This window comes from Kitasatospora sp. NPDC093102, assembly GCF_040683915.1.
In the GTDB taxonomy this organism is placed as follows: Bacteria; Actinomycetota; Actinomycetes; order Streptomycetales; family Streptomycetaceae; genus Kitasatospora.
On the sequence record NZ_JBFBFA010000026.1, the window covers coordinates 15,118 to 37,878 of the forward strand.

Genomic DNA, 22,761 nt, shown 5'->3' on the forward strand with positions numbered 1-22,761 from the left:
GACCGGTCCGGCAGGGGGCGCCGTCCGAAGTGAACCTTGTGGGTCACCCGGAGTCCGCGCGACGCACGTAGATCGGGTGGGGGTCGAGCCCGACGAACGCGACCGCCCCCACCGCGCCGAACTCGTACAGCCGGTGGGCGATCTGCCCGGCGGCCCGGGGCCCGAACTGCTCGGCGAGACAGGCGGCCTGGTCGGGGTCGAGCGGGAGCAGGGCGAGGCCGGCGCGGAGGACATCGAGGCCGTCGAAGAGGCTGTCGAAGGTGGTGGGCTTGGTGAAGCCCACGATCTCGACGGTGACGGAGAAGGGGAGCCCGTCGCTCACTGCGCGCCCCCGATCTGCGCCCAGACGATCTTGCCAATGCCACCCTCGCGCGGGCAGCAGCCCCAGCGGGCGGCGAGCTGGGAGACGAGGAAGAGCCCGCGCCCGGTCTCGTCGCACTCGGTGGGCGAGTTGAGCGTCGGCCGCGTGGCGTCGGCGTCGTGCACCTCGATGCGGAGGGAGGAGGAGAGCTCGAAGTGCACGAAGATCAGGCGGTCCAGCGGGACGCTCGCGTGGAGGACGGCGTTGGTGACCAGCTCGCTGAGCACCAACTCGCCGGTGTCGAGGAAGGGTTCGGCATCGGGTCGGCCGGCGAAGCAGTCACGCAGCTGCTGCCGGGCGACGGGGACGGACTTGCGGTGCCGGGGCAGCCAGCACGAGTACTTCTCCAACGGTCCGGGCATGGCAGGGCCTCCTCCGGGTGTGGTGGGAAAGATCGCGATCCGAAGGGCGACAAGCGGCATGGGAATGCCCGGCCCATCAGCGCCAGGATCACGCTGCGTGGTGCAGTGGACTACGGGATGTAGCATGCCCTGTGTCGGCTGCTTGATGCAATGAGACATGAGAACGTACATATGGCTTTTCAGATTCGATGTGACGAACCCACTACCGTCACGTCAGACTGTGGTCCGACGACAGAGCGCGACGAGGGGAGGTCGGAGCGTGGCCGCAACGCCGACGGTCCGCCGACGGATGCTGGGTGCGGAGCTGCGAAAGATCCGGGAGGGGCTCAACCTCAAGGTCGATGACGTGGCAGCTCGGCTCGGCTGGCACCAATCCAAGGTCAGCCGACTTGAGAACGGCCGCCACGGGGTGCGGGCGAACGAGGTCGGGATACTGCTCGATGTCTACGAAGTCGCTGACCCGGAGACGCGGGAGGCACTTGAGATGTTGGCGCGCGAGGGTAGACGTCGGGTGTGGTGGCAGCCCTACTCGGATGTGATCTCCCAGCGTTACGCCTCGTTCATCAGCTTTGAGGCGGAGGCGGTGTCGATCCGGAACTTCGAGTCGTCGCTCATTCCCGGCCTGCTTCAGACGCCCGACTACGCACGTGCCGTCATTCGCGGGCTCAGGCCAGAGGCCGCGCAAGAAGTGATCAACGCCCTCGTCGATGTGCGCCTGGCTCGGCAGAACGCCGCCCTTCGCCGGGAGGAACCGCTGAAGCTCTGGGCGATCGTTGACGAGGCGGCGCTTCGGCGAGTGGTCGGAAGCAAGGCAGTCATGATCAAACAGCTACAGCAGCTTGTCGTCGCGTCCAAGGACCCTCATGTCACCTTGCAGATCGTGCCATTTGAGGCCGGCGTCCATGCCGGAGTGCTGGGCTCCTTCGTCATTTTGGAGTTCCCGGTCCGGGGTGATCTCGACGTGGTGTACACGGAGGCCATGACGAGTAGCCTCTACCTCGAACGGGATGACGACGTTGCAGCCCACGATCTGGCGTTTGACCGGCTGCGGGCGGCGGCGCTTGACGTTGGGCCGTCGCGGCGACTTGTAGCGCAAATCGCAAAGGAACTTGAGTGATGGAGACCGGTCGGGGCGTGGACCTGAGCAACGCTGCGTGGCGCAAGAGCAAGTTCAGTGGCGACCAAGGGAACTGCATCGAAGTCGCCGATGGTTTCGCCGGAGTCGTCCCTGTTCGGGACTCCAAGGACCCCGACGGCCCGGCGCTCGTCTTCCCGGCCGACGCCTGGGCGGCGTTCGTTGCCGCCGTCAAGAGCAGCGAACTCCCGAGCACCTGACCGGGGTTGCGCGAGAAGTCGGGCCAGCCGACTTCTCGCGCAACCGTGTCCCGCCCTCGTTCACGTCGGGCCGTCGTCTGCTACCGGGTGCGGGTGAAGTCCTCGGCGACCATGGCGGCGAGGTCGAAGTAGGCGGCGCGGGTCTTGGGGCGCATCTGGTCGAGGTCGAGTTCGCCGCCGATGGCGAGGTGCTCGTCGAACGGCACGACGACCACGCCGCGGCAGCGGGTCTCGAAGTGGGCGACGATCTGGTCGACCTTCAGCACCTTGCCGACCTGGCGGATGCCGGAGACCACGGTGACGCTGCGCTGGACCAGGTCGCCGAAGCCGTGGGCGATCAGCCAGTCCAGGGTCATGCTCGCGCTGTTGGCGCCGTCGACGCTGGGGGTGGTGACGACGATCAGCTGGTCGGCGAGGTCGAGCACGCCGCGCATGGCGCTGTACAGCAGGCCGGTGCCGGAGTCGGTGAGCACGATCGGGTACTGGCGGCTGAGCAGGTCGATCACCGCGCGATAGTCCTGGTCGTCGAACGAGGTGGAGATCTCCGGGTCGACGTCGTTGGCGAGGATCTCCAGACCGCTGGGCGCCTGGTTGGTGAAGCGCCGGATGTCCATGTAGCTGTCGATGGTCGGCATCGCGGTGACCAGGTCGCGGATGGTCGCGCCGGTGTCGCGCCGCACCCGGCGGCCGAGGGTGCCGGCGTCCGGGTTGGCGTCGATGGCGATCACCTTGTCCTGGCGCTCGGTGGCCAGGGTCGCGCCGAGCGCGGCCGTGGTGGTGGTCTTGCCGACGCCGCCCTTGAGGCTGATCACCGCGATCCGGTAGCAGCTCAGCACCGGGGTGCGGATGACCTTCAGCTTCTCCTGCCGTTCCTGCTCGGCGGCGCGGCCGCCGAAGAGGAGCTGGATGCCGGAGCGGCCGGACTTGCCGCGCGACTTGGACTTGCCCTGCTTGTTGAGCAGACGCTCGGGGGAGAGCTCCAGGGTCGCGGCGTAGCCCAGCGGGGTGGCGCCCGGGGCAGGGCTCCGGGCCGGGGTCGGGGCCGGGGTCGGGGTCGGCGCGGGGCGCGGGGCCTGGGTGGCCGGCGGTTCCTGGATTTGCTCTGCCTGCTGGGGTGCGGCGGCGGGCGCCTCCGGCGCGGGCTCGGCGACCGGTGTCGGCGTCGGTGTCGGCGTTGGTGCCGGCGTCGGCGCCGGGGCCGGTGCCGGTGCCGGGGCGGCGACCGGCTGGGCGCCGGTGGCCGCGGGCCGGGGCGCCGGGGTCTGCCGCGGCTCCGCGGGCGGGGCCGCGGGGACGGGCTGCGCGGGCGACCGGGGTGGGGTCGTGGTGACCTGGGCGGTTCGGGCCGGCGGCACGGCGGCCGCCGGTCGCGGGCGTGCGGCGGCCGGTGCCTGCGGCGCCTCGGCCGTCTCCTCCGGCTGCACGAACGGCCGGATCGGCGAGGCCACCGGGCCCGGCGCGGCCGACGGGCCCGGCGAGGCGGGGGAGAGCGGCGGGAGGGGAGGGAGCCCCGACCCCGGTCCGGCCGGCTTCGCCGCCGGAGGGATCGGCCGGACCGGGGAGACCACCGGGACGGGAGGGGCAGGCGGGGTCTGGGCGCCCATGGGCGGCACGAGCTGCGTCGGCGCCGTCGGGACGGTCGCCACCGGCGCCGGCACTGGCACCGGAGGCGGTGTGGCGCTCGTCGGAACCGCCGCCTCCGCGGACTCGCCCGCCGCCCGCCCGTTCGCCTCGCGAACGTTCGCCGACACCACCTCGCCGGTCCGGTCCGGGCCCGTCGGCAGCCGTTCGGCCGTCCACGCGCCCGCCGGGGCCGGCCCGGCCGGGGACGCCGACGGGGCCGCGGCCCCCGGACCGGCCAGCCACTCGGGCGGCGTGTAGTCCGGGGCGTCGTCCCATTCGCTGTCCGCGTCCAGCTTCTCGATGGTCGCGTAGCCGTTGCCGTGGTCGCCTGTCACCGAATCTTCCTTCCATTGCCCCCAACGGTCCGCGCGTCCGGCGACGACGGGTGTCGTGGTGCCGTCGCCGTTCGCGCGGCGGTGGATCCGGCCCACGGCGGTGCGGCGGGCCGGGTCCACGCACCGGGAGAACGGCCCGTCGGGCGTGAAGCGTTCAGCGGGCCGCGAAGATCGGCGGCCGGATTGAACCGGACCGGGCCCGCGGGCCGTTCAGCCGCGCGGACCGTCCGCCGACCGGCTCGGCGAATCCGTCCATCCGCTCGTCCGTTCAACGACCTGGGGGCCGCATGGCGAAGAAGAAGCAGCGCGGAAACCGCAAACCCGCCCTGCGGACACCGCAGCAGCGCCGGCAGACGACCAGGCGGCCGGACCCGGTGGTGGACCGGGCCGGGGCCGTCGAACCGGAGGAGGAGCCCGCCGTCGTCCACCCGGTGGCGACCCGGGTGATGCCCTCGGTCCGGACGGTGGGCAGCGACGGCTGGCGCACCCGCACGGAGGACGACGTGCTCGCCCTGGTCAACGAGCACCGCCGCCGCGCCGGACTGGGCCCGCTGCGCACCGACGACCGGCTGCGCGCCTCCGCCCGGGCGCACAGCGCGGACATGGCCCGGCGCGGCTACTTCGACCACACCGACCCGGACGGCGGCAACCCGCCGGACCGGATGCGGGCCGCCGGCTACCCGGATCCGGCGGCCGAGAACCTCGCCCGGGGGCAGCGGAGCCCGCACGAGGTGGTCCAGGCGTGGATGAACAGCCCCGGCCACCGCAAGAACATCATGAAGCCCGAGGTCACCACCCTCGGCGTGGGCATCCACCTCGGCGACGGCGGTCCCTGGTGGACCCAGCACTTCGGTTACTGATCTGACCGATCATCACGGCACCTGCACCGAGGGCGAAGTGGCCCACTGAACCGTCATTCGTTAAGCTCCGTTATTTTTTGGGGCGGGACCGCCGTCCCGGCCACCCCGCGCCCCCGCGCGGGGGACACCAGACGTGAACGGAGCTCTCTGGATGGACAGTCACGGAATCGGGCGGGGGCGCCGAACGGCGCTCGCCGTCCTGGGGCGAACCGTCGGCGGAAGCATGGTCGCGGGCGGCGTCGTGCTCGCCTGCCTCGGGCCGGCCGGGCACTCCGCCGCGCACTCCGCCGCTCCGGCCGCGTGGCGCGCTCAGGCGGACCTGCGCCCGGCGGCCGCCAACGGGCCCACGGTGAACGGCGATCCGGCCGACTGGCTGCGCTTCACCGACGGCACCCTGGTGTACGGCCACGACCAGCAGGGCAACACCATTCCCGACTTCTCGTACGCCGGCTACGCCAACGGCGACCGGCCGCTGCCCACGGTCAAGGCCGCGACCACCCTCGGCCCGAACCCGAGCGGGGACGACACCGACCGCATCCAGCAGGCCCTGGACCAGGTCGCGGCCCGCCCGCTCGGCCCCGACGGCTTCCGCGGGGCCGTCGAACTCAAGGCCGGCACGTACCGGATCGGCAAGCCGCTCACCCTCAACGCCTCCGGTGTGGTGCTGCGCGGAGCGGGCAGCGGGGCCGACGGCACCAGGCTGATCGCCGACGGGACGCCGCGCGCCCTCATCACCCTGGGCGGAACCGGAACGCCGAAGCGGACGGGCGGCGCCCACGCCGTCACCGACGACTACGTCCCGGTCGGTGCCACCACCGTCACCCTCGACTCCACCGCCGGGCTGAAGGTCGGCCAGGACATCATCGTCCAGCGCCCACAGGAGCAGAGCTGGATCGCGGCCATCGGCATGGACCACCTGCCCCCGCACCAGGACGGCAGCCCCACCCCGCCGTGGACCCCCAACCAGGGCCTGCTGTTCCAGCGCACCGTCACCGCCATCGACGGCAACCGGGTCAGCTTCGCGATCCCGCTGACCAACGCCCTGGAGAAGCAGTACACCCACGCCACCGTCTGGGCGTACGAGTTCCCGGACCGGATCTCCGACGTCGGCGTGGAAGGGCTGAGCGCCGACGGTACGGCCTTCACCCAGGCCGCCGGGTACGACAAGGGCGGCTTCCTGCAAGCCGGTTTCGCCCGCATCGACGCCGTCCGGGACGGCTGGCTGCGCGACATCACGGCCTCGCGCTTCGGCTGGGGCATGCTCTCGGTGGGCGCGAACGCCTCGCGGATCACCGTGACCCACACCCAGGCGCTGGCGATGGAACAGGCCATCCCGCAGGCGCCGCACATCGCCCAGCCCGGCGCGTACAGCATCGACGGGCAGCAGGTCCTGGTGACGGACTGCAAGGTCGTCGGCAGCAACCTGCACGCCTGGCTGACCGGCGGCCAGGTGCCCGGCCCCAACGTGTTCAGCCGGTGCACCTCCGTCAAGGCCGGTGACCGCCGGCTGGACGCCGGGCCGCACCAGCGCTGGGCCACCGGCACGCTCTACGACGCCCTCACGATGGAGGGCGCCGCCGGTCCCGAGGACGACCTCGCGCTGGTCAACCGCGGCAACACCGCGAGCGGCCAGGGCTGGGCCGGGGCCAACCAGGTCGCCTGGAACGCGAAGGTCGGCTACTACGGGATCGAGAACCCGCCCACCGCCCACAACTGGTCCTTCGGCATGCGCGGCACGGTGGTGGCCGGCGAGGACGGCGGCGAACAGGTGAGCACGGGCCGCGCCGTCACACCGGAGAGCCTCTACGCGGAGCAGCTCGCCGAGCGCGCCCACACGCCCGTCGGGCAACCGCCGAGCCCGACGGGCACGCCCACGCCCCCGGCGACCACGGACACGGCCCCGACGCCGGGATCCACCGCCGCGCCGGGCGCGAGCCCCTCCGGCGCCCCCGCGTCCGGTGCCCCCGTGTCCGCCGCCCCGGACCCGCTGGCCGAGACCGGCGGCAGGACCCTCGGCCCGGCCGCGGCGGCGGGCGCCGGCCTGGTGGCGAGTGGTGCGGCGCTGGTGTACGTCAGCCGGAGCAGGCGCCGGCGGCGCTCCTGACGGGAAATCCGATGCGACATCGGGGCGAGGAATGAACCAACTCCGGTACGGGCCACGTACTCAGGGGTGACGGCACCCCGGACAGAGCAGTCCGGGGCCGGGCGACGGAATGCACGGCCTCGCCCCGCCGTCGGGCTGCCCGAGTCCGCCCCCCAGCTCGGGCAGCACACTCTTCCGTCCACCGGCCCGCCGACTCCCCTCAACGGCGGTGGTGGACGGACCGGGCGCGATCGTCTTCCCGGTCCATCGCGCCCAACCCGGCCCCGGCCGTCCCCACCCTGTCATGGGACGGCCGGGGCCACCGACCTGGTGGTGATCACACACACACCGAACCCGCGGCCCCGAGGCGCAGCAGCGGCAGGGGCCGGAGAGAGCGAGGCGGCGAGCCGATGCAGTCCGACAATTCCGGTTTTGACGCCCAAGCAGTCCGGCGCGCCGCGACCGCGGCGGAGCCGGAGGGCCGGTGCGCGTGGTTCCAGGACCAGGAGAAGCTGACCGTGCTCGCGAAGGCCGGCTACCTCAACGCCTGCGCCCTGCTGGCCGACGCCGACGTCATGCTGTCCTACGGGCGGTGGCCGCGCGGGCACTTCCTCTCGGCCATCGCCCTGGAGGAACTGGCCCGGGCGCAGATGCTCCTGGTCTTCGACCCGGACGACGTGGACCTGGGGCCGGAACCGTTCCAGCCGGAGGCCGTCGGCGAGCCCGGCTCGACGGCGGCGCCCGAGGGCGAGGCGGAGCCGCTCGGCTTCACCGTGCCCTTCGTGGAGGCGCTGATCCGCTGCGCCCCGGCCGAGGTGTCGCTCTCCTCGCTGGACGCGCTGCTGGAGGTCGTCCAGCAGTCCGAAGCCGCCCTGCTCCAGGGCCTGTCGGTGGGCCATGCCGAGGGGGAGCCCGTGCTGCCGGAGGCGATCGGCCGGTTCGAGGCGGTGCGTCTCTTCGACCTGGTGACCGTGGCCTTCGAGGCCACCTCCTGGGTCTGGCGGCGGGACGAGAAGATCTGGGCGCGCGTGCACGGCGAGATCCCGGCGCGCTGAGGGAGTTCTCGCCGCTGCGCGTTCTTCCGGTTACCCGGTTCGAAGCGCCGTAGCCCTGTCGGTCCCCGACAGGGCTACGGCGCTTTCCCGAGTGCGGGAACTGAACCGCGTGATCGGGCGGTTCCGTTTGTCCGTTACCGGAATCGGTTCCTCGCTCCATTCCCATGGCGCGGCCCCTTGTTCTTCCTTGTCCCGTTGGGTGGTTGTGGTCATGCCGGACTTCCTCAGGTCGCTTGCGCGTTTTCTGAATTTCGGTGGTTCGGGCAAGGAGGTTCCGTCGGGGTCGTCGTTCGCCGTGGTGGGGTTGTCGGGGAACGACTGGCCGGCGGTGGCGCCCGGGGATCTGGTGGAGGCGGCTGCGGGTTTGCGGGCGTTGTCGGCGTCGGTGGGTGAGGCGGGGCAGTCGATCGCACGGGATGGGGTGGGGGTCACCGCGCTGGTCGGGGGGGAGACGGCGCGGGTGATGAAGGATTCCGTGGCGGATGCGGGGGCGCGGGTGCGGGATACCCAGGCGACGTTGGAGGAGGGTGCGGGGCAGTTGGAGGCTTCCGCGTTGCAGGCGGATTACGCGCAGTGGTCGGTGCGGTTCGCGGTGGCGATGGCGGCGTGGATGGTCTATCAGCTGATGACGGCGGTGGCGGCTGCGGGTGGGATCGCGGCGCTGCTGATTCCGGAGGTGCTGGCGGGGGCGCGGCAGTCGGTGCGGGAGATCGTGTGGGCGCTGGTGGGGGAGTTGCGTGCGGGGGTGATCCAGGGGGTGGGGCAGGACGCGGCGACGCAGTTGATCCAGTTCGCGGAGTATCGCAAGGGGTGGGACTGGGCGTCGGCCGAGGCGGCGGCGGTGGGTGCGGCGGCCGGTGCCGCGGGTGGTGGGGTGCGGATCGGGTGGGGTCATCTGCCGGTGGGGGATGCGGGGCGGTTGTTGGCGCATCCGGTGGCGGGGGTCGCGGGTGGTGTGGCGTCGGTGGGGGCGCTGGCGGGGTTCGAGGGCGGGTCGGTCGATCCGAAGGTGTTGGCGGAGGCGATCGCTTCGGGTGGGTTGTTGGGTGTGGTGGGTGGGGGTGTGGATCTGGCGCACCGCGCGGTGATGCACAAGTCGGGGTTTCCGGGCGGCGCGGGGCCGTGGGAGTCGGGCCTTCACGGCGAGGACCTCGGCCCGCACGTGGGCGACGAGAAGCCCGTGTTGCCGGCCGTCGAGTACCAGCCCGCCCCGGCTGCGGAGCTGACCCAGGTCGTTGCCGACCACCCGGAGGCGGGGGTCGTGGCGGCAGCCGAGCACGATCCCGCCCCGACACAGACGCAGACGGCGACCTCCGTCCCCGAAACGCGGATGGAAGTCGAAGGGCCGACCGCCGCGGCCCCTGATCCGGTGCACGTGGTGGCGGCCGCGGAGACCGCGGACCCGCTCTCCGGCACGCGCGAGGCAACCACGACCGACGGGACGGCGGAGGTGCCGACCGAGCCCCGGGTGGTGGTCGGATTCCCGGGCCCGGAGACCGGCACGGTGACGCCGTCGGCCGTGCAGCACGCCGGCACCCAGTCATCCGCGCAGGTCTCCGCCACGGCCGTCAGCCACGCCCGTGCGGAGGTCGTGGAGCTCGGGCGCCCACCGGGTTCGACCCCTGCCGCCGAAACGGCGGCGGCGCCGCAGGCCCGTGTCCACGAGGTGCCGGTGACGGCCGAGGTGCACGAGGCCGGCGCGACACCGCCCGAAGCCGCCGAAACGGCGGCGGCGCCGCAGGCCCGTGTCCACGAGGTGCCGGTGACGGCCGAGGCCGAGGTTCACGAGGCCGGTGCGACACCGCCCGAAGCCGCGCCGTCGGTCGCCGTGCCGGTGGCGCGGGTGGATTCCTGGTCGCACGGTCACGTGGAGGGGTGGTTCGAGCAGCTGTCCGATGAGCGGCAGCAGGAGCTGGCGGGCCTGGTCTCCGGGGTGAGCCGGCTGTCGTTGACGGACACGGCCGGTGACCGGTTGTTCGTGCAGCAGGTGGCGCTGGCGGGGGAGTCGGCGCTGGCGGAGCACCGGGGCGAGCCGGGCCCGGTGCCGGGGGGCAAGGGCAAGGCGAAGCTGGTGGCCGAGGGGCCGAGGGTTCTGTCCGACGAGGAGCGCGTGGCGTGGCGGGACGGGGCGCGGAAGTTCGCCGAGTCCAAGGGCCGGGCCCTGGAGGACGCCCTCCCGGCCGCCGGCCCTCGTCGGCCGAGCACGCACTCCGAGGGCACGGAGGCCGGGCCGTCGCGACCTGTTCCGCGCCAGGAGCCTGCCGTCGCCCCCGATCACCGGTCCGCCCAGGCGGTGGCGACGGCTGAGGCCGCCACCGGTGTGCAGGAGGCCACGAGGGCACTCGCGGCGAACCCCGCCGAACACCACACCCCCGCCGGACGCCACACCCTGCCGCCGATCCCAGAGCTCACCGAGGTCCCCGAAGCCGTCACCCCGGCCGCCAGGGCGGCCCGAGTCCCCGTCGTCTACGGCATGTTCAGCCATGCCTCCGGAGCGGCCGAGATCACCGGCCGGATCCGCGAACTGCTGCCGAAGGGTTCGGCCAAGGGCCTGGACGCGATCGAGGACGCAGTCGCGCTGGACTTCGCCGGCCTGGTCGGCGGGCGGCGCTTCGCGGTCCGCGCCCGGGGCCGCTGGTTCGAGGCGACCATCACGGCGGAGCCGGACCTGCGGCACGCCCGCCCGTACGAACCGGGGAAGGACGAGCTGCGGAAGACCGTCACCACCCTGCAGAGCCGCACCAGGGTCGGTCAGACGGCCACCACCTCCAAGCCGACCGAGCTCGCCGTCGGCGGCACGGTCTCCGGCACGCCCGTCGGCCCGATCGGTTCGGCCTCGATGCGGACCTTCAGCGCGAGGCCGTCGGTGACCACCTCGCAGGCGCGTACCGAGCTGACGACCACCGCCGTGAAGGGCAAGGGCGGGGACGAGCGCTCCCGCGTCCCGGTCCGGTACACCGTCAGGGTCGCGGACGACCAGGGCCGCCCGGTCGGCGGGCCGGAGCCGATCGTCGTGCGGGGCGAGGTGCACCTGGCCCTTCCCGGGGAGCTTGCCGGGCTCGAACCGTTCGCGCACCCGGCGGGGCCGGTCGGGCTGAGCCTGGACCGGATCGCCCTGCCGGAGCTGCTGCTCGCCCGGAAGGTGACGCTGCTGCGCGATCCGTTCGCCGATCTCGCGAACCGCCTCGGGGAGAGCGCCGCGCTGGGCTCGCCGGGCCGCGCGGAACTGCAGGAGTTCCTCAGCCCTCGCTCCCTGGAGGCACGGTTCCGCGACCTGCTCCACGGCGAGGCGCTGTCCGGTGACCTGCTGAGCGCGGACGGCCGGTCGCTCAGCGTGGCCCGGATGAAGCTGGAGATGGAGCAGGCCGAGGTGGTCGGGGTCTACACCGACAACCTAATGGAACACACGGTCTCCCACCGCAGCGTGGCGGACTTCACCGTCACCACCACGACCGAGTCGGGCGCCGAGGTGTCCGTGGGGGCCGGCGGTGGCGGCTCGCTCGCGGGCGTGGCCCGCGTCGCCGGTGCCGTGACCACGACCGTCGGCAGCAAGGTCGCGCACAGCGCGACCTCGGGGGACTCCCTGGGCTGGAGCAGCGCGGTCACGCACAACAAGGACATGGCGCTCGTGAGGATCCGCGGCACGGTGCGGGCCGGGGTCCTCGGAGAGGACAGCACGGTCGGGGCGCCGGTGGAGGCGTACGTGCTGACGTCCACCCGGCACGCGGCCGAGCTGGGGCTTCCCCTGCCCGAGGGCCGGTCGACGCCCCTGATCGACAACCCGGAGCCGGGCGTGCCCAGGACGCCGTCCGGCTACGACACCGGTGGCCTCCTGGGCCCGCACCACGTGATGAACTTCGACGGAGGGGAGGAGGTCCACCGCCAGATCACCATGGTCCTGCGGGCGGAACGCGCCCTCGGCAAGGTGCTGACCTCCTTCAGCGACCCGGCCCTCGCCCGGTACAGCGCCGACGAACGGGCCGCCGTGGTGGCGAACCTCCGCGAGCTGGCGAAGTTCTCGCCGGACCAGCTCTCCAGAAGGCTGCCCGAGCTGTTCGGCGACGGCGTGCGCGGGACCTTCCGCGTCAACGACTGGCGGTTCACCCGGTACTTCGAGGTCAAGGTCACCGCCCGTCGGGTCGGGGCGGCGGAGCACCTCGGACGACTGCCCAACCACTACGTCGGCTCGGGCCTCGACTCCTCCACGCAGCTGGGAGGGTCGCGGACCAGGACGACCGCGGTCAACGCGAGCGCGGACGTCCGGGTGCAGGAGGGCCAGGTGATCAGCCCGATCGCCCAGGTCACCCTGGTGACCGGCGGTGTCCGGGGCGGGCGCCAGACGACCGCGAGCGTCTCCGCGGGGCCGTCCGCCCAGCGGTCGATGTCCCTGGACGGGAGCCCGCACGCGCACCTCTTCGACCTGCCGGTGGAGTTCGACATCTCCATCACCCGCTACAAGCTGCCGCGGCAGTGGACCAGGGCCTTCCCCGGGCTCCCCGGCAAGCACGTGCCGGAGGTCCGCTCGCTGGCGGAGGCCCGCTCGCCGGAGGCGGTCCGCCCGCCGGAGGCGGACCCGGCCGGGCCGGCGGTGCGGGGCCTGTTCGACCGTGCCGCGACGAAGCGGAGGACGGAGCCCATCGAACTCGACCCGGTGCGCGGCACCGTGCGGGTCGCCGTTGCCGAGGACCTCACCACGACCGCCGAGACGATCGTCGTCCCCGGGGCGCCCCGCATCGAGAAGCCGGCCGGGCCCGCGCCCGCCATCGTCGACCTGCCCGGTGTCCTGGCGCGTGAGCGGCGGCCGGACTTCCTCGCCGTGGTCGCCGTCGCCCCGCAGACGTCCGCCGCGCTGCACGAGGCCGCGACGCAGGCCATGCACGACGCCGCCGAGGGCGACGCCGTCCTGCTGCTTCCCGGAGGGGCGAACGCCAGGCGTCTGGAGGTCCTCAACCCCCGGACGCTCGGCGCCGACATCGACAAGCTGCTGGCCGGTACGTTCACGATCAGCGGGCTCAACGGCCACTCGCGTCGGATCGAGGAGCGGGTCGGTGGTGTGGGCCTCGCACTGGACCTGTCCAACCCCCAGCGGGTCGGCTGGCTGGATTCGACCTATGTCCGGAACGACAGCGGTGGGTACAAGGTCGGAGCGACGACCGGGACCAGCACCGGGCTCGCCGTCTCGGCGGGCGTCAACGAGAACCTCCGCCCGGCGGAGCAGCCCTTCGCCTCGGGCAACATCGGTCTCAGCGGACAGGTCAAGGCCTGGACCCGGACGAGTACCCGGACGGAGAGGCTCGACACGACGATCGAGCACACGGTCGACAAGGACCGCCCGGTCCTGGACGTGCTGGTCCAGTACGACGCGAAGTTCCACGTGGTCGCGGCCAGCCGCGAACAGAGCGCCGGGCGCGGCAGCCTCTTCCCGCACGAGTCGACCGAGCTGGCCTGGCGGACCGTCACGGTCGAGCACGGCGTGCTGGTCCGGATGACCCCCGACCAGGCCCGGGAACAGGGCCTGCTGCCGGGCGAGCCGGGGGACCCGGCCCGCACCGGCCGCCCGGTCGGGGACGGCGAGGGCCGAACGCTGCACGCTCCCCCGGGCGGCGCGGGCCAGCTCGCCAACCACGGCATCCTGACGATCGACCAGGCCCCGGACACCAGCGGCCTGCTCTCCGACCTGCGCGAGAGCCTGCCCGCCGACCTGGTGGACAAGCTGCTGCCGGAGAACGTCCTCGACGACCGGATGGGCAACCGGAGCCGCGCCGGCGGCCTGCTGTCCGGACAGACCGTCACCGGCATGGTGCACAGCCTGTTCGAGGACGGTGTGCCCGTGGTCCTCCACCGGGTGGGCCTGATCGATTCCAAGCAGTACCTGCTCGTCCTCACCGCCCGGCAGACCGGGGCGCCCCGGCTGCTCGGCGTGCAGGCCTGGGACGGCCGCTACCACATCAAGATCACCCATGGGGCCGACCGGGCGGAGAACCGCGCCCTGACCACCTCCAGCAACGCCCGCTCCTCCCCGGTGGAGGCGGTCACCCCGTCCAAGGCCGGGCAGGGCGTGCTGGCCACCGCCGGCGGTGGCGGCGGCACCAGCGTGCAGACGCAGCAGGGGAGGTCCTCGGGCCGCGGCTCCTCCAACAGCCGGACGTCGACGCTCCAGGTGCAAGGCCCGCTCGCCCGGTTCGACGCCGAGGTGACGCTGAAGCTGGCCCTGTACCGGGACGGCCAGGAGATCGCCTCCGTGCAGCGCCCGGGTCGGATCGCCTACCGGCTGGCGGCGGAGGACCTGTCCACCCACCCGGAGCCCGTGCTGCCCGAACCGGGCCACAGCCACGGGGTGGTGACGGCAGACCGGATGCCCGAGCTGCTGGACCGGTGGCGGGCCGAGGGGATCACGGGCCCGATCGAGGGCCTGATCACCGCCGAGCGGTCCGGCCTGGTCCGCCGCGCCGTCCTGGACGCGGCCCGCCGGATCGACGCCGACATCCGGGTCCTCCTCGCCGGAGGCCAGGCCGACGCCCTGTTCCGCTCGGTCACCAGCCCCGAGTTCGTCCACGCCAACCTCTCCACCATGCTGACCCGCGGGGTCGACCTCGCCGTCCTGGAGCCCTTCGGTCTGAAGGCCGTCGTGTACGCCAGGCTGAGCCGCCGGGCCGACCTGGTGTCCTTCACGGAGGGCGCCGAGACCACCGAGGTGACGAAGGGCGGCGCGAACTCCGACAGTGGCAGGGTCGACGGCTCCGGCGCGTCGGGCGCCCTGACGGTCGGGCCGGTCACCCTGCAGAACACCGAGAAGACCCTCCAGGGCGGCCTCACCGGCGCCGAACTGCGGCGCACCGGCGGGCAGAGCTCGACCATGACCGGGAGCGCCGGCACGTCGGCGTCGACCCAGACCGCCTCCAACGGACGCATCGCCAGGCTGCGGCACGGCATCGACTTCCTGGTGGCGGTGGAGCAGGTCCGGCCGCTGCGCGACGCGGTGCGCGGCGTCGCGGACGCGCTGCTCGGGAACCCGCCGAACGCGACGGTCGGTCTCGCCGAACTGTCCCTGCCGAACGCCGCGAGCCGCCGCCTCCACTCGGCCCGGCTCGACGGCGCCGTGGGCGAGCTGCCGGACCGGCTCCTCGCGGCGCAGAAGACCGCCGGCGACGCGGCGAAGACGTGGAAGACCGCCGAGCAGAGCGTGCAGGCGAAGCGCCGCGAGGTCGACCTGGCGGAGGACCGCATCGCCGGCGAGCCCGACCGGTCGGGCACGGAGGGCCTCGACCGGGCCCGCGAGGAACTGCGAGCGCTGGACGAGCAGGCGCGGCGGGCCGCGGACGCCTGGTTCGAGGCCAAGCGGGAACTCGACCTGGAGACCGCGCGGTTCAACGACGCGCGGCACCGGGTGGACGAACTCATCGAGGCCCTGACACCCGCGCACGGCGACCAGGAGGTGCACTGGCTCGCCGACCCGGGCGGGCCCGTGGACGCGGACCGCGAGATCGCCGTGTCACGCTTCCGGCGCGACGACCGGTACTTCACCATCGCGATGGAGAGCCCGCTCGGCGACGGCCGTCCGACCTGGCGGGGCCGGCCGGTCGAACCGGAGCAACTGGCCCGCGCCGTGGTCGGGTTGCGCGAGCGCGGGGTGTGGTCGGGCGAGCGGCCGCTGCAGCTGGCGGTGTGCGGAGCGGGCCGGGGCGACGCGTCCTCGTACGCGGCCCGGGTGCTGAAGGAGGTCGCCCGACTGCGGTCGGACCTGCCGCTGAAGCTGGTGGCGCCGGAGGAAGGCCTCTGGTACCTCCCTGACCGTACGGACGCCCGCGCGCCCGGCGAGCTGCTCGCGGCCGGCTCGGTCGGCTACGACGCCCAGGGCGTGCCCGGCTACACCCCCGGCAACTGGGTGCGCCTCACGCTCTCGGAGGACGGTTCGGAGGTCACCGCGGAGCGGCTGGGCCCCTACCTGCCACCGGAGACGGGCACGGACGCCGGCCGAACCGCGCCGAAGGGCTTCCGCGAGGTGGGGCCGGAGGAGGCCGACGGGCTGCGCGGGATCCCGGGAGCGGTCAAGTTCGGGCCCGGGGCCGGGAATCCGGCCCCGCCGGTCGACCCGGCGGTGCTGAACCGCCTCCAGCAGCAGTACGAGGTGCTGCGGGGGCCGGCGGCCGATGAGGTCCGCAGCGGTGCCCGCACGCTCGACGACTACCGAACGGAGGCGCAGGCCTGGCTGAAGGAAGCGGCCCGGCTCCGGATGCCCGCGGAATTCCTGGAGCGGGTCCAGCGCAGGCTGGAGGCGCTGGCGGACAGCAGCCCGGACGACCCGGACCGGCTGCGAGCCCAGACCGCCGCGCTCACCGGGGCGCGGGTGAGCAGCGGGCGGATCGCCGAACTCCTCCTGGCGGCCGACCGGTTCCGCCCCGATCGGGAGTCGGTCAAGCCGGCGCAGTGGCGCTTCGATCAGTGGGTGAGTGCCCTGACGGACCTCGGCGAGGTGGCGCGCACGGCCGAGGACGGGGTGCCGCTCTGGCTCGCCGAACACCACGGCGAGCTGGTCGAGGCCGCGCAGGTCTTCGCGGCGCGGCGCGGCCTCGACCCGGTCACCGTTGCCCGGCTGGAGTCGACCGACCGCGGGATCCGAGCCGTGGCCGAGCAGTTCCACGACGCGGCGACGACGTTCGGGCTGCCGGTGGCGCTCGGCGGAGGCGGTTCGCTCTACTTCCAGGGTGGCCGGCGGATGATCGCCGACCTCGATTTCCGGGTGTCCGACAAGGCCGTGGGGTTCGCGCACTTCGGAGAGCCGAAGGGCGAGGACTTCCTGAGGTACCTCAACGACCACCTCGTCCGGCTCACCGAGGCGAGCGGGCTGCCGTTCGAACCGGTGGAGAACCTCGGGGGCGGAAAGATGACGGTGGGCACCGGAAGCTTCCTCGGGTACGAACTGAGCCTGTCCCTCTACGCCCAGCCCGTCGAGCCGCACTGGCTGCCCGGTCTGGCACCGGATGCCCCGCGGATCGACTCGATCGACGTCCGCACGGTGGCCTCCGACAAGTTCCTGACCGCCATCACCAGGCGGAAGCGGGACGACGAGAGCCTGAGGAAGGTCGCCCAGGACCTGGCGGACATGCTGGACGCCATCGCGATGCTCGACCACGCCGAAGGGATCACCCGACCCGGAGGCAGCGTCGCGCGGTTGGAGGAGCGACTGCGCGAGTACGCCCTCGACGGCCTCACCGAATACCAGATGGCCAACTTCGACGGCGGCAACCTGCACCACCTCGGTGTCGAGAAGACCGTCGAGCTGATGCGGGCCCGCCTGGTCCTGACGGCCGGTGCGCATCTCCGGGGGGAACGGCAGAAGTCGTTCGAGAAGGTCCTGCTACGGCGGGAAGCCGCCGTGGAGGCCGAACAGGAGCACCGGGCGGAGCTGTGGGAGCGGCTGCTGGCCGAGCTGGACGCCACCCCGGCCCGCGACACCCCCCGTCGGATCGAGCTCATCGAGCAGACCCACCGCATCCGGGAACGCATGGACCAACTGGCCGAGGAGAAGGACCGGCTGGAGGAGCAGCGGCTTGACCTGACCGCGCGTCTGGGCACCCTGGCGGCTCTGCCGGTCTCCAGGGAACTGCGGGAGGAGCTCCGCGAGTGGATGTCCCGCTGGGACGGGCGCACCGCGGGCGGCACCCGGCACGGCAGGTTCGGACCGCCTCCGGGTTCGCAGGGCTTCGGCAGGCCGGCGGGTGCCCACGAACTCGTCCCCGGGGCCCGGCCCGACAGCATCGAGGAGATCTACCGCGACGACTTCCTGCCCGAGGAGACGCCCTACCAGGCCCCCGTCGCCGAGCTGCTCGCCATCCACGCGGACGACGTCGTGGCGCGGCTGAGCGAGCACCTGGGCGGCGGCCCGCTCGACCCCCGGGTGGAACAGGCGGCCCGGGTGCTCGCCTTCTCCGACGGGTGGCGCAGCCTGCCCGACCCGGCCCGGGACGCCGACACCCTTGCCGCCACCGGGCTCCTGCGGGCCGACTTCGAGGCCGCCCACCGGACGCTCGGCGAGGCCGGTCTGGTGGTGCTCGACGAGGACGGCCTCCACCTCACCGGGCTCGGCCACGAGGTGCTCGACCCGCCGCTCTTCGCCCGCGGCGGCGAACCGGCGCAACCGGCGCAGCCGATGGAAGAGGCACCGGCGGCGGAGGCCGAGCCCGCCGCGCTCCCGGCGCGGCCGCGGGCACGCATGGACGACTACCGGGCCGGCCGCGACCCGGAGGAGGTGGAACCGGACGCTCCGGAGTTCGACGGCATCGAGGCCGTCCACTCGGACGATGAGTTCTCCTCAGGGGTGGAGCGGCCGACAGGCTCCGGGGAGGAGAACCACGGTCGGCCGGAGGCCGAAGCCCCGGGCAACGGCGTCGGGACGCCGCACGAGGAGACGGCCCAGGAGGATCCCGCAGTCGCCGCGCTCTTCGAACCGGCGGAACCGAGGCCGGGAGACACCGAATCCGAAGGCGAACCGGGGGCCGAGGGGGAAGAGTTCGAGTTCGAGTTCCTCGAAGCGAAGCATTCGGACAGCGAGGCCGAATCCGACTGGCACGTTGACGCGCCCCGGTTCGAACGGCCGCCGGAGCTGACGGCGGTGAGCGGGCCGGTCCCGTCGGATGCCCATGGCAGCACCGCGGCGGCACTGGTTCCCGGCGACCTGGAGATCCTGGGGGAGACCTACGCGTACCGCCAGGACCGGAGTCTGCTGTACGTCTGGCGCCAAGCGAATGTGTCCCACGCGTTCAGGAAGGGCCTGAGGCCCGACGTGACGCCCAGCCATGCGGATCCGCTCCGAGGGTATCGGCCGCTCTCCGAGGTCCTGGCGTTCGGTGCGGACGAGAACACCATGTGGATCGTGGCGACCCGTGACCGTGACTACCGGCCGCCCTTTAGCCACCGAGAGTGGGTGCGGTTCCTGATCGATGCTCCTGGCGGGGTCGGGCTCACTCCCGACTCGCAGGAGATCGGATTCCTCGGCGGTATTCGGCGGGAGCACATCTGGGGTGCCGAGAAGCTCAGCCCCGTCAGCTCCCGGCAGCTCGTCGATCTCGAAGTGAACGGCCACTACCGCCCGGATTCCGACCTGCACGGCGATACCGAGGGTCTCACCGCGCCGATATTCGAGCGGATCACCGACGGCCTGCCCCAGGGCGGCGGCCTGGGAGAGAAGGCCGTCTACGAGCAGCTGGTCGGTGAACTCGTCGGCGTCGCGGGTGCCGGACAGCATCCCATTCCCTACCGGTTCGGGAAGGGCGGGCAGAGGATTCCCCGGTTCGGCCTGGAGATCGAGTTCGGCATCCCCACGGCGATGTTGGAGCGCATAGCGATCCTGGAGCGCATGGCGATCCTGGAGCGCATCGCAGAGCGTCTTCACCAGGAGGGCGTGAGCCTGCCGGGCATCCACGGCTACCACAGCAGCCAGCGGGACGGCTACAGCAACGACGTGTCCCAGGGCCGGGTCGAACTGGACAGCACCGTCTTCGGCGAGTACGTCACGGCCATCTGGGATGACGACGAACCGTCCACGTGGGCGAACCTGGTGACCGTCATGAAGGTCATCCGGGAGGAAGGCGGGCAGACCGACTACGACGCCGGTGCCCACATCCACTTCTCGCTGGACTACCACGAGCAGCCGGAGCTGGCGATCGGCCGGGTGACGACCCTGGTCAACCTGGTCAAGGCGTACGAGGACGTCCTGTACCAGCTCGGCCAGGACCCTCATGGACCGAGCCTCCGGGGAACCGACTACGCGGCGCCCCTGGACGTCACGCCCTCCGCCGGGTACAGCCGCCGGGCCAAGGGTCTGCCCGACGTGCCCGTGCCGCCGATGAGCCATGATCTGAAGGCGCTGCTCCGCGACCTCGGGTCGAGTCGCAAGGTCGGGGTCAACTTCAGGTCCGTGCACGGGAAGGACGGCGACCACATCGAGGTGCGGATCGCGGACGGCAACCTGGACCCGCGTGTGACGCAGACGTTGGTGGAACTCTGGGGTTCGATCGTCGTCTACGCCCACGACCATCCCGGGGTCTCCTTCTGGCCGGCGGTGGAACCACTGGGTGCCGCGGTGCTCCGGGACGGGGTGAATCCCGGCGGGCCGAAGCCTCCGCTGGGGCTCGCCGAGGGGATGAAGCTGACCGAGCACCCGTACGACCGGAGCCGGCACTTCACCCACCTCGTCGACCTCGTCCTGACCGACCCCGAGGCGAAGAAACGCGCGCTCGCCCTCTGGCTGCTCACCCAGCCGCAGACCGGCGACCGCCCGTTCGGCCTGAAGCCGGCGGTGGCCTGGAACGAGGACTGGCTGCCGGTCGAGCCGAGCCCCGCCGCCACACTGCCGATGATCACCCTGCCCGACGAGCCGTTCGGCGAGCATCCGTTGTCTGCGGAGCACGACACGGCGGTGGTGCCGGGTGATCCCGGCATCTTCGGCGAAACGTATCTCCACCGGCAGGACGGCAGCCGGCTCTACGTATGGGTGCCGGTGACTCGTGGCCGGTTCGACGATCTCCTGGAGAGCGGATTGCGTCCGGAGGTGACTCCGACCTACGAGGATCCGACCCGGGGATACCTGCCACTGGCCGACGCGCTCAGGAATCCCGAGCGGACCGAATCGATGTGGGTGGTGGCCACCCGGGACCGCGGCTACCGGCCCAGCCGAAAGGGTGGTTGGTACCGGTTCTGGGTCGACCCGCGCGGCGGTGTGAGCCTGCCCGAAGAGACCTCGTCCGTGGGCTTCTTCGGAGGGATCAAACGGGAGTACATCTACGGCGTCGACCGGGTGCTGGGCAGAGTCGACTTGGATCGGGACGAGCCGTCGATCCTGAATCCCGATCACCGGCCCCAGCACGAGCGGAACCATGACGAGCCGGCACCGTTTCGGCTTCCGGTGGTGGAGCGGCTTCACTCCGGGTCAGACGGTGGCTCCCACGGTCCGGAAAGCCTGGACAACCCGGTGGTGTACCAGCACATGGTGGAGGAGATCACCACGGCGGCGCTCCGCGGCGAGCACCCCCTGGGGGAGTACCGGCTGGACGGCCGGCCGGACAACCCGGAGTTCGGGTTCGAGCTGGAGTTCAACCACCCGGACGAGGAGCTGGTGCCCCGGTTCACGAGCGTTCCCCCGGTCGCGGAGGAGCTGGCCAGGCGTCTCAACAAGGCCGGCGTGAGCGTACCGGGCGTCCACCCGGCACACACCAGCGACCAGGAGGGGTACAGCAGGGATCCCGGTCACGGCAGGGTGGAACTGGACAGGTCGGTCTGCGCGGAGTACGTGAGTGCGATCCGCGTGGACGATCCCCGGACCTGGTCGGACCTGGCGGTCGTCACTTCCACTCTGCGGGATCTCGGGGCACAGGCCGGATTCGAGGCGGGAGGCCACATCCACATCTCCGTGAAGGACTTCCACCAGCCGCCGGAACTCGCGCTGGGCCGGTGGACCACCTTCGTACGCCTGGTCAAGGCGTTCGAGGACCCGCTCTACCAACTGTCCCAGGATCCGCACGCCGCACGGCATCGGGGCATCCACAACGCCGAGCCGCTGTCCGTGGCGCCGAGCACCGGCTACACCCGGCGGGCCATGGGCCTGCCCGAGAAGGCCGAACAGCCGACGCACCGTGATGTCGACGAGCTCCTGAACGAGCTCCGGTACGACCGGACCCGGATCACCAACTTCGGTTCCGTCTGGGGGAAGGAGAACGACCACCTGGAGATCCGTGTACCGGACGCCAGCCTCGACGAGCGCGACATCAAGATCACCTACCGACTGTGGGCCGCGATCCTCGACTACGCCCGCGACAACCCCGACGTGTCCTTCCACCCCGGTGCGCAGCCCCTGGGCAGCCGGGCGGCGGACCCCGACTTCGGCAGCCCGGAGGCGATTTCGCTGCGCGAGGGCCTCCGCCTGACGCCGTACAGTTACGAGCAGAGCCGACCCCTGATCCAGCTGCTCGACCTGGTGGTCAAGGACCCGGAGCTGAAGCGGCAGGTGCTGGCGAAGTGGCTGCTCACACAACCGCAGACCGGCGAGACGGCGGACGGCGAGAAGCCGCCCGTCGACTGGGTGGCCGAGTGGCACCCCGTGCAGTCGTCCCGGTCCGTCGAGCACGACCCCGAACCCACCCCTGTCCTGGAGCAGTTGTGAACCCTTCCGCCCCGGCCCCCGCCGTCCGCCTGCGTGTCCGCGCGGACGGGACGCCGCCCCGGCCACCGGTGCGGCCCGACGGCGAGCCCTACCGCTACGAGTTGGTGTACGAGGGCGGCCGACGGCGTGCCTATGCCGACGAGCTGTCGGCGCTCACCGCCGAGCTCGTTCCCGGCTATCTCGGCCTCCAAGGCGCCGCCGCCCGGCGCGAGGCGCGGATCGGCCATGCGCGCCGGACCAGAACCGTCCTCCAGGCGCAGCTCAACGCGCGCCTGGGGACGGCCGGTTGCACCCCCGAACAGGTCGATGCGCTCAACAGCGACCGGCCCACCGGCGTTGCGGTCTGGGCGGCGCCCGTGCCGCTCGTGCTGCTCACCAGTGACCACCAGCCCGTCACCACCGAGCCCCGCCCCCGGCCGGAAGGCCCGGGCGCGGTGCTCTGGCTGGACCCGGAGAGCGAGGAGGGCTACCTCGACTCGCTCGACACCCTGCGGATCGTGGTCCTCGCCGAGCGCGACGGCGGAACTCCGTAGCGCTCGCACGACGATGCCCCGGAACGGCGGACCGTTCCGGGGCATCGTGGCTCAGC

At 72.5% G+C, this 22,761-nt stretch carries 10 protein-coding genes; 7 read left to right on the plus strand and 3 right to left on the minus strand.

Annotated features, from left to right (window positions below; translation table 11 throughout):
* Positions 1-43: 43 nt before the first annotated feature.
* Positions 44-322: a hypothetical protein gene (locus tag AB0O11_RS26615; RefSeq protein WP_363391832.1), complete on the minus strand. Its 279-nt coding sequence runs from the start codon at positions 320-322 to the stop codon at positions 44-46.
* Positions 319-723, minus strand: a complete 405-nt coding sequence (locus AB0O11_RS26620; RefSeq protein WP_363391834.1) for an ATP-binding protein — start codon at positions 721-723, stop codon at positions 319-321. Before AB0O11_RS26620 ends, AB0O11_RS26615 begins: the two co-directional genes overlap by 4 nt.
* A gap of 259 nt (positions 724-982) precedes the next feature.
* Between AB0O11_RS26620 and AB0O11_RS26625 the strand changes: the two genes are divergently transcribed.
* A complete protein-coding gene (locus AB0O11_RS26625; protein WP_363391835.1) occupies positions 983-1,840 on the plus strand; it encodes a helix-turn-helix transcriptional regulator in 858 nt (285 codons plus the stop codon).
* Positions 1,840-2,058: a DUF397 domain-containing protein gene (locus tag AB0O11_RS26630; protein ID WP_363391931.1), complete on the plus strand. Its 219-nt coding sequence runs from the start codon at positions 1,840-1,842 to the stop codon at positions 2,056-2,058. Before AB0O11_RS26625 ends, AB0O11_RS26630 begins: the two co-directional genes overlap by 1 nt.
* Positions 2,059-2,138: 80 nt before the next feature.
* On the opposite strand, the gene AB0O11_RS26635 is transcribed toward AB0O11_RS26630, so the two are convergent.
* Complete coding sequence (locus AB0O11_RS26635; protein ID WP_363391837.1) at positions 2,139-4,016, minus strand: MinD/ParA family protein; 1,878 nt, start codon at positions 4,014-4,016, stop codon at positions 2,139-2,141.
* 287 nt (positions 4,017-4,303) lie between these two features.
* On the opposite strand from AB0O11_RS26635, the gene AB0O11_RS26640 reads away from it, so the two are divergent.
* The 5 genes from AB0O11_RS26640 (at position 4,304) to AB0O11_RS26660 (ending at position 22,705) form a co-directional block, all read left to right on the plus strand.
* Positions 4,304-4,876 carry a CAP domain-containing protein gene (locus AB0O11_RS26640; RefSeq protein WP_363391839.1) on the plus strand — a complete coding sequence of 191 codons (573 nt, stop codon included), beginning with the start codon at positions 4,304-4,306 and terminating at the stop codon, positions 4,874-4,876.
* Between the two features lie 151 nt (positions 4,877-5,027).
* Positions 5,028-6,980: a hypothetical protein gene (locus AB0O11_RS26645; protein WP_363391841.1), complete on the plus strand. Its 1,953-nt coding sequence runs from the start codon at positions 5,028-5,030 to the stop codon at positions 6,978-6,980.
* Positions 6,981-7,369: 389 nt separating this feature from the next.
* Positions 7,370-8,014: an AbiV family abortive infection protein gene (locus tag AB0O11_RS26650; RefSeq protein WP_363391843.1), complete on the plus strand. Its 645-nt coding sequence runs from the start codon at positions 7,370-7,372 to the stop codon at positions 8,012-8,014.
* Between the two features lie 463 nt (positions 8,015-8,477).
* Positions 8,478-22,172, plus strand: a complete 13,695-nt coding sequence (locus AB0O11_RS26655) for a hypothetical protein (RefSeq protein ID WP_363391845.1) — start codon at positions 8,478-8,480, stop codon at positions 22,170-22,172.
* Complete coding sequence (locus AB0O11_RS26660) at positions 22,169-22,705, plus strand: hypothetical protein (protein WP_363391846.1); 537 nt, start codon at positions 22,169-22,171, stop codon at positions 22,703-22,705. Before AB0O11_RS26655 ends, AB0O11_RS26660 begins: the two co-directional genes overlap by 4 nt.
* Positions 22,706-22,761 lie beyond the last annotated feature (56 nt).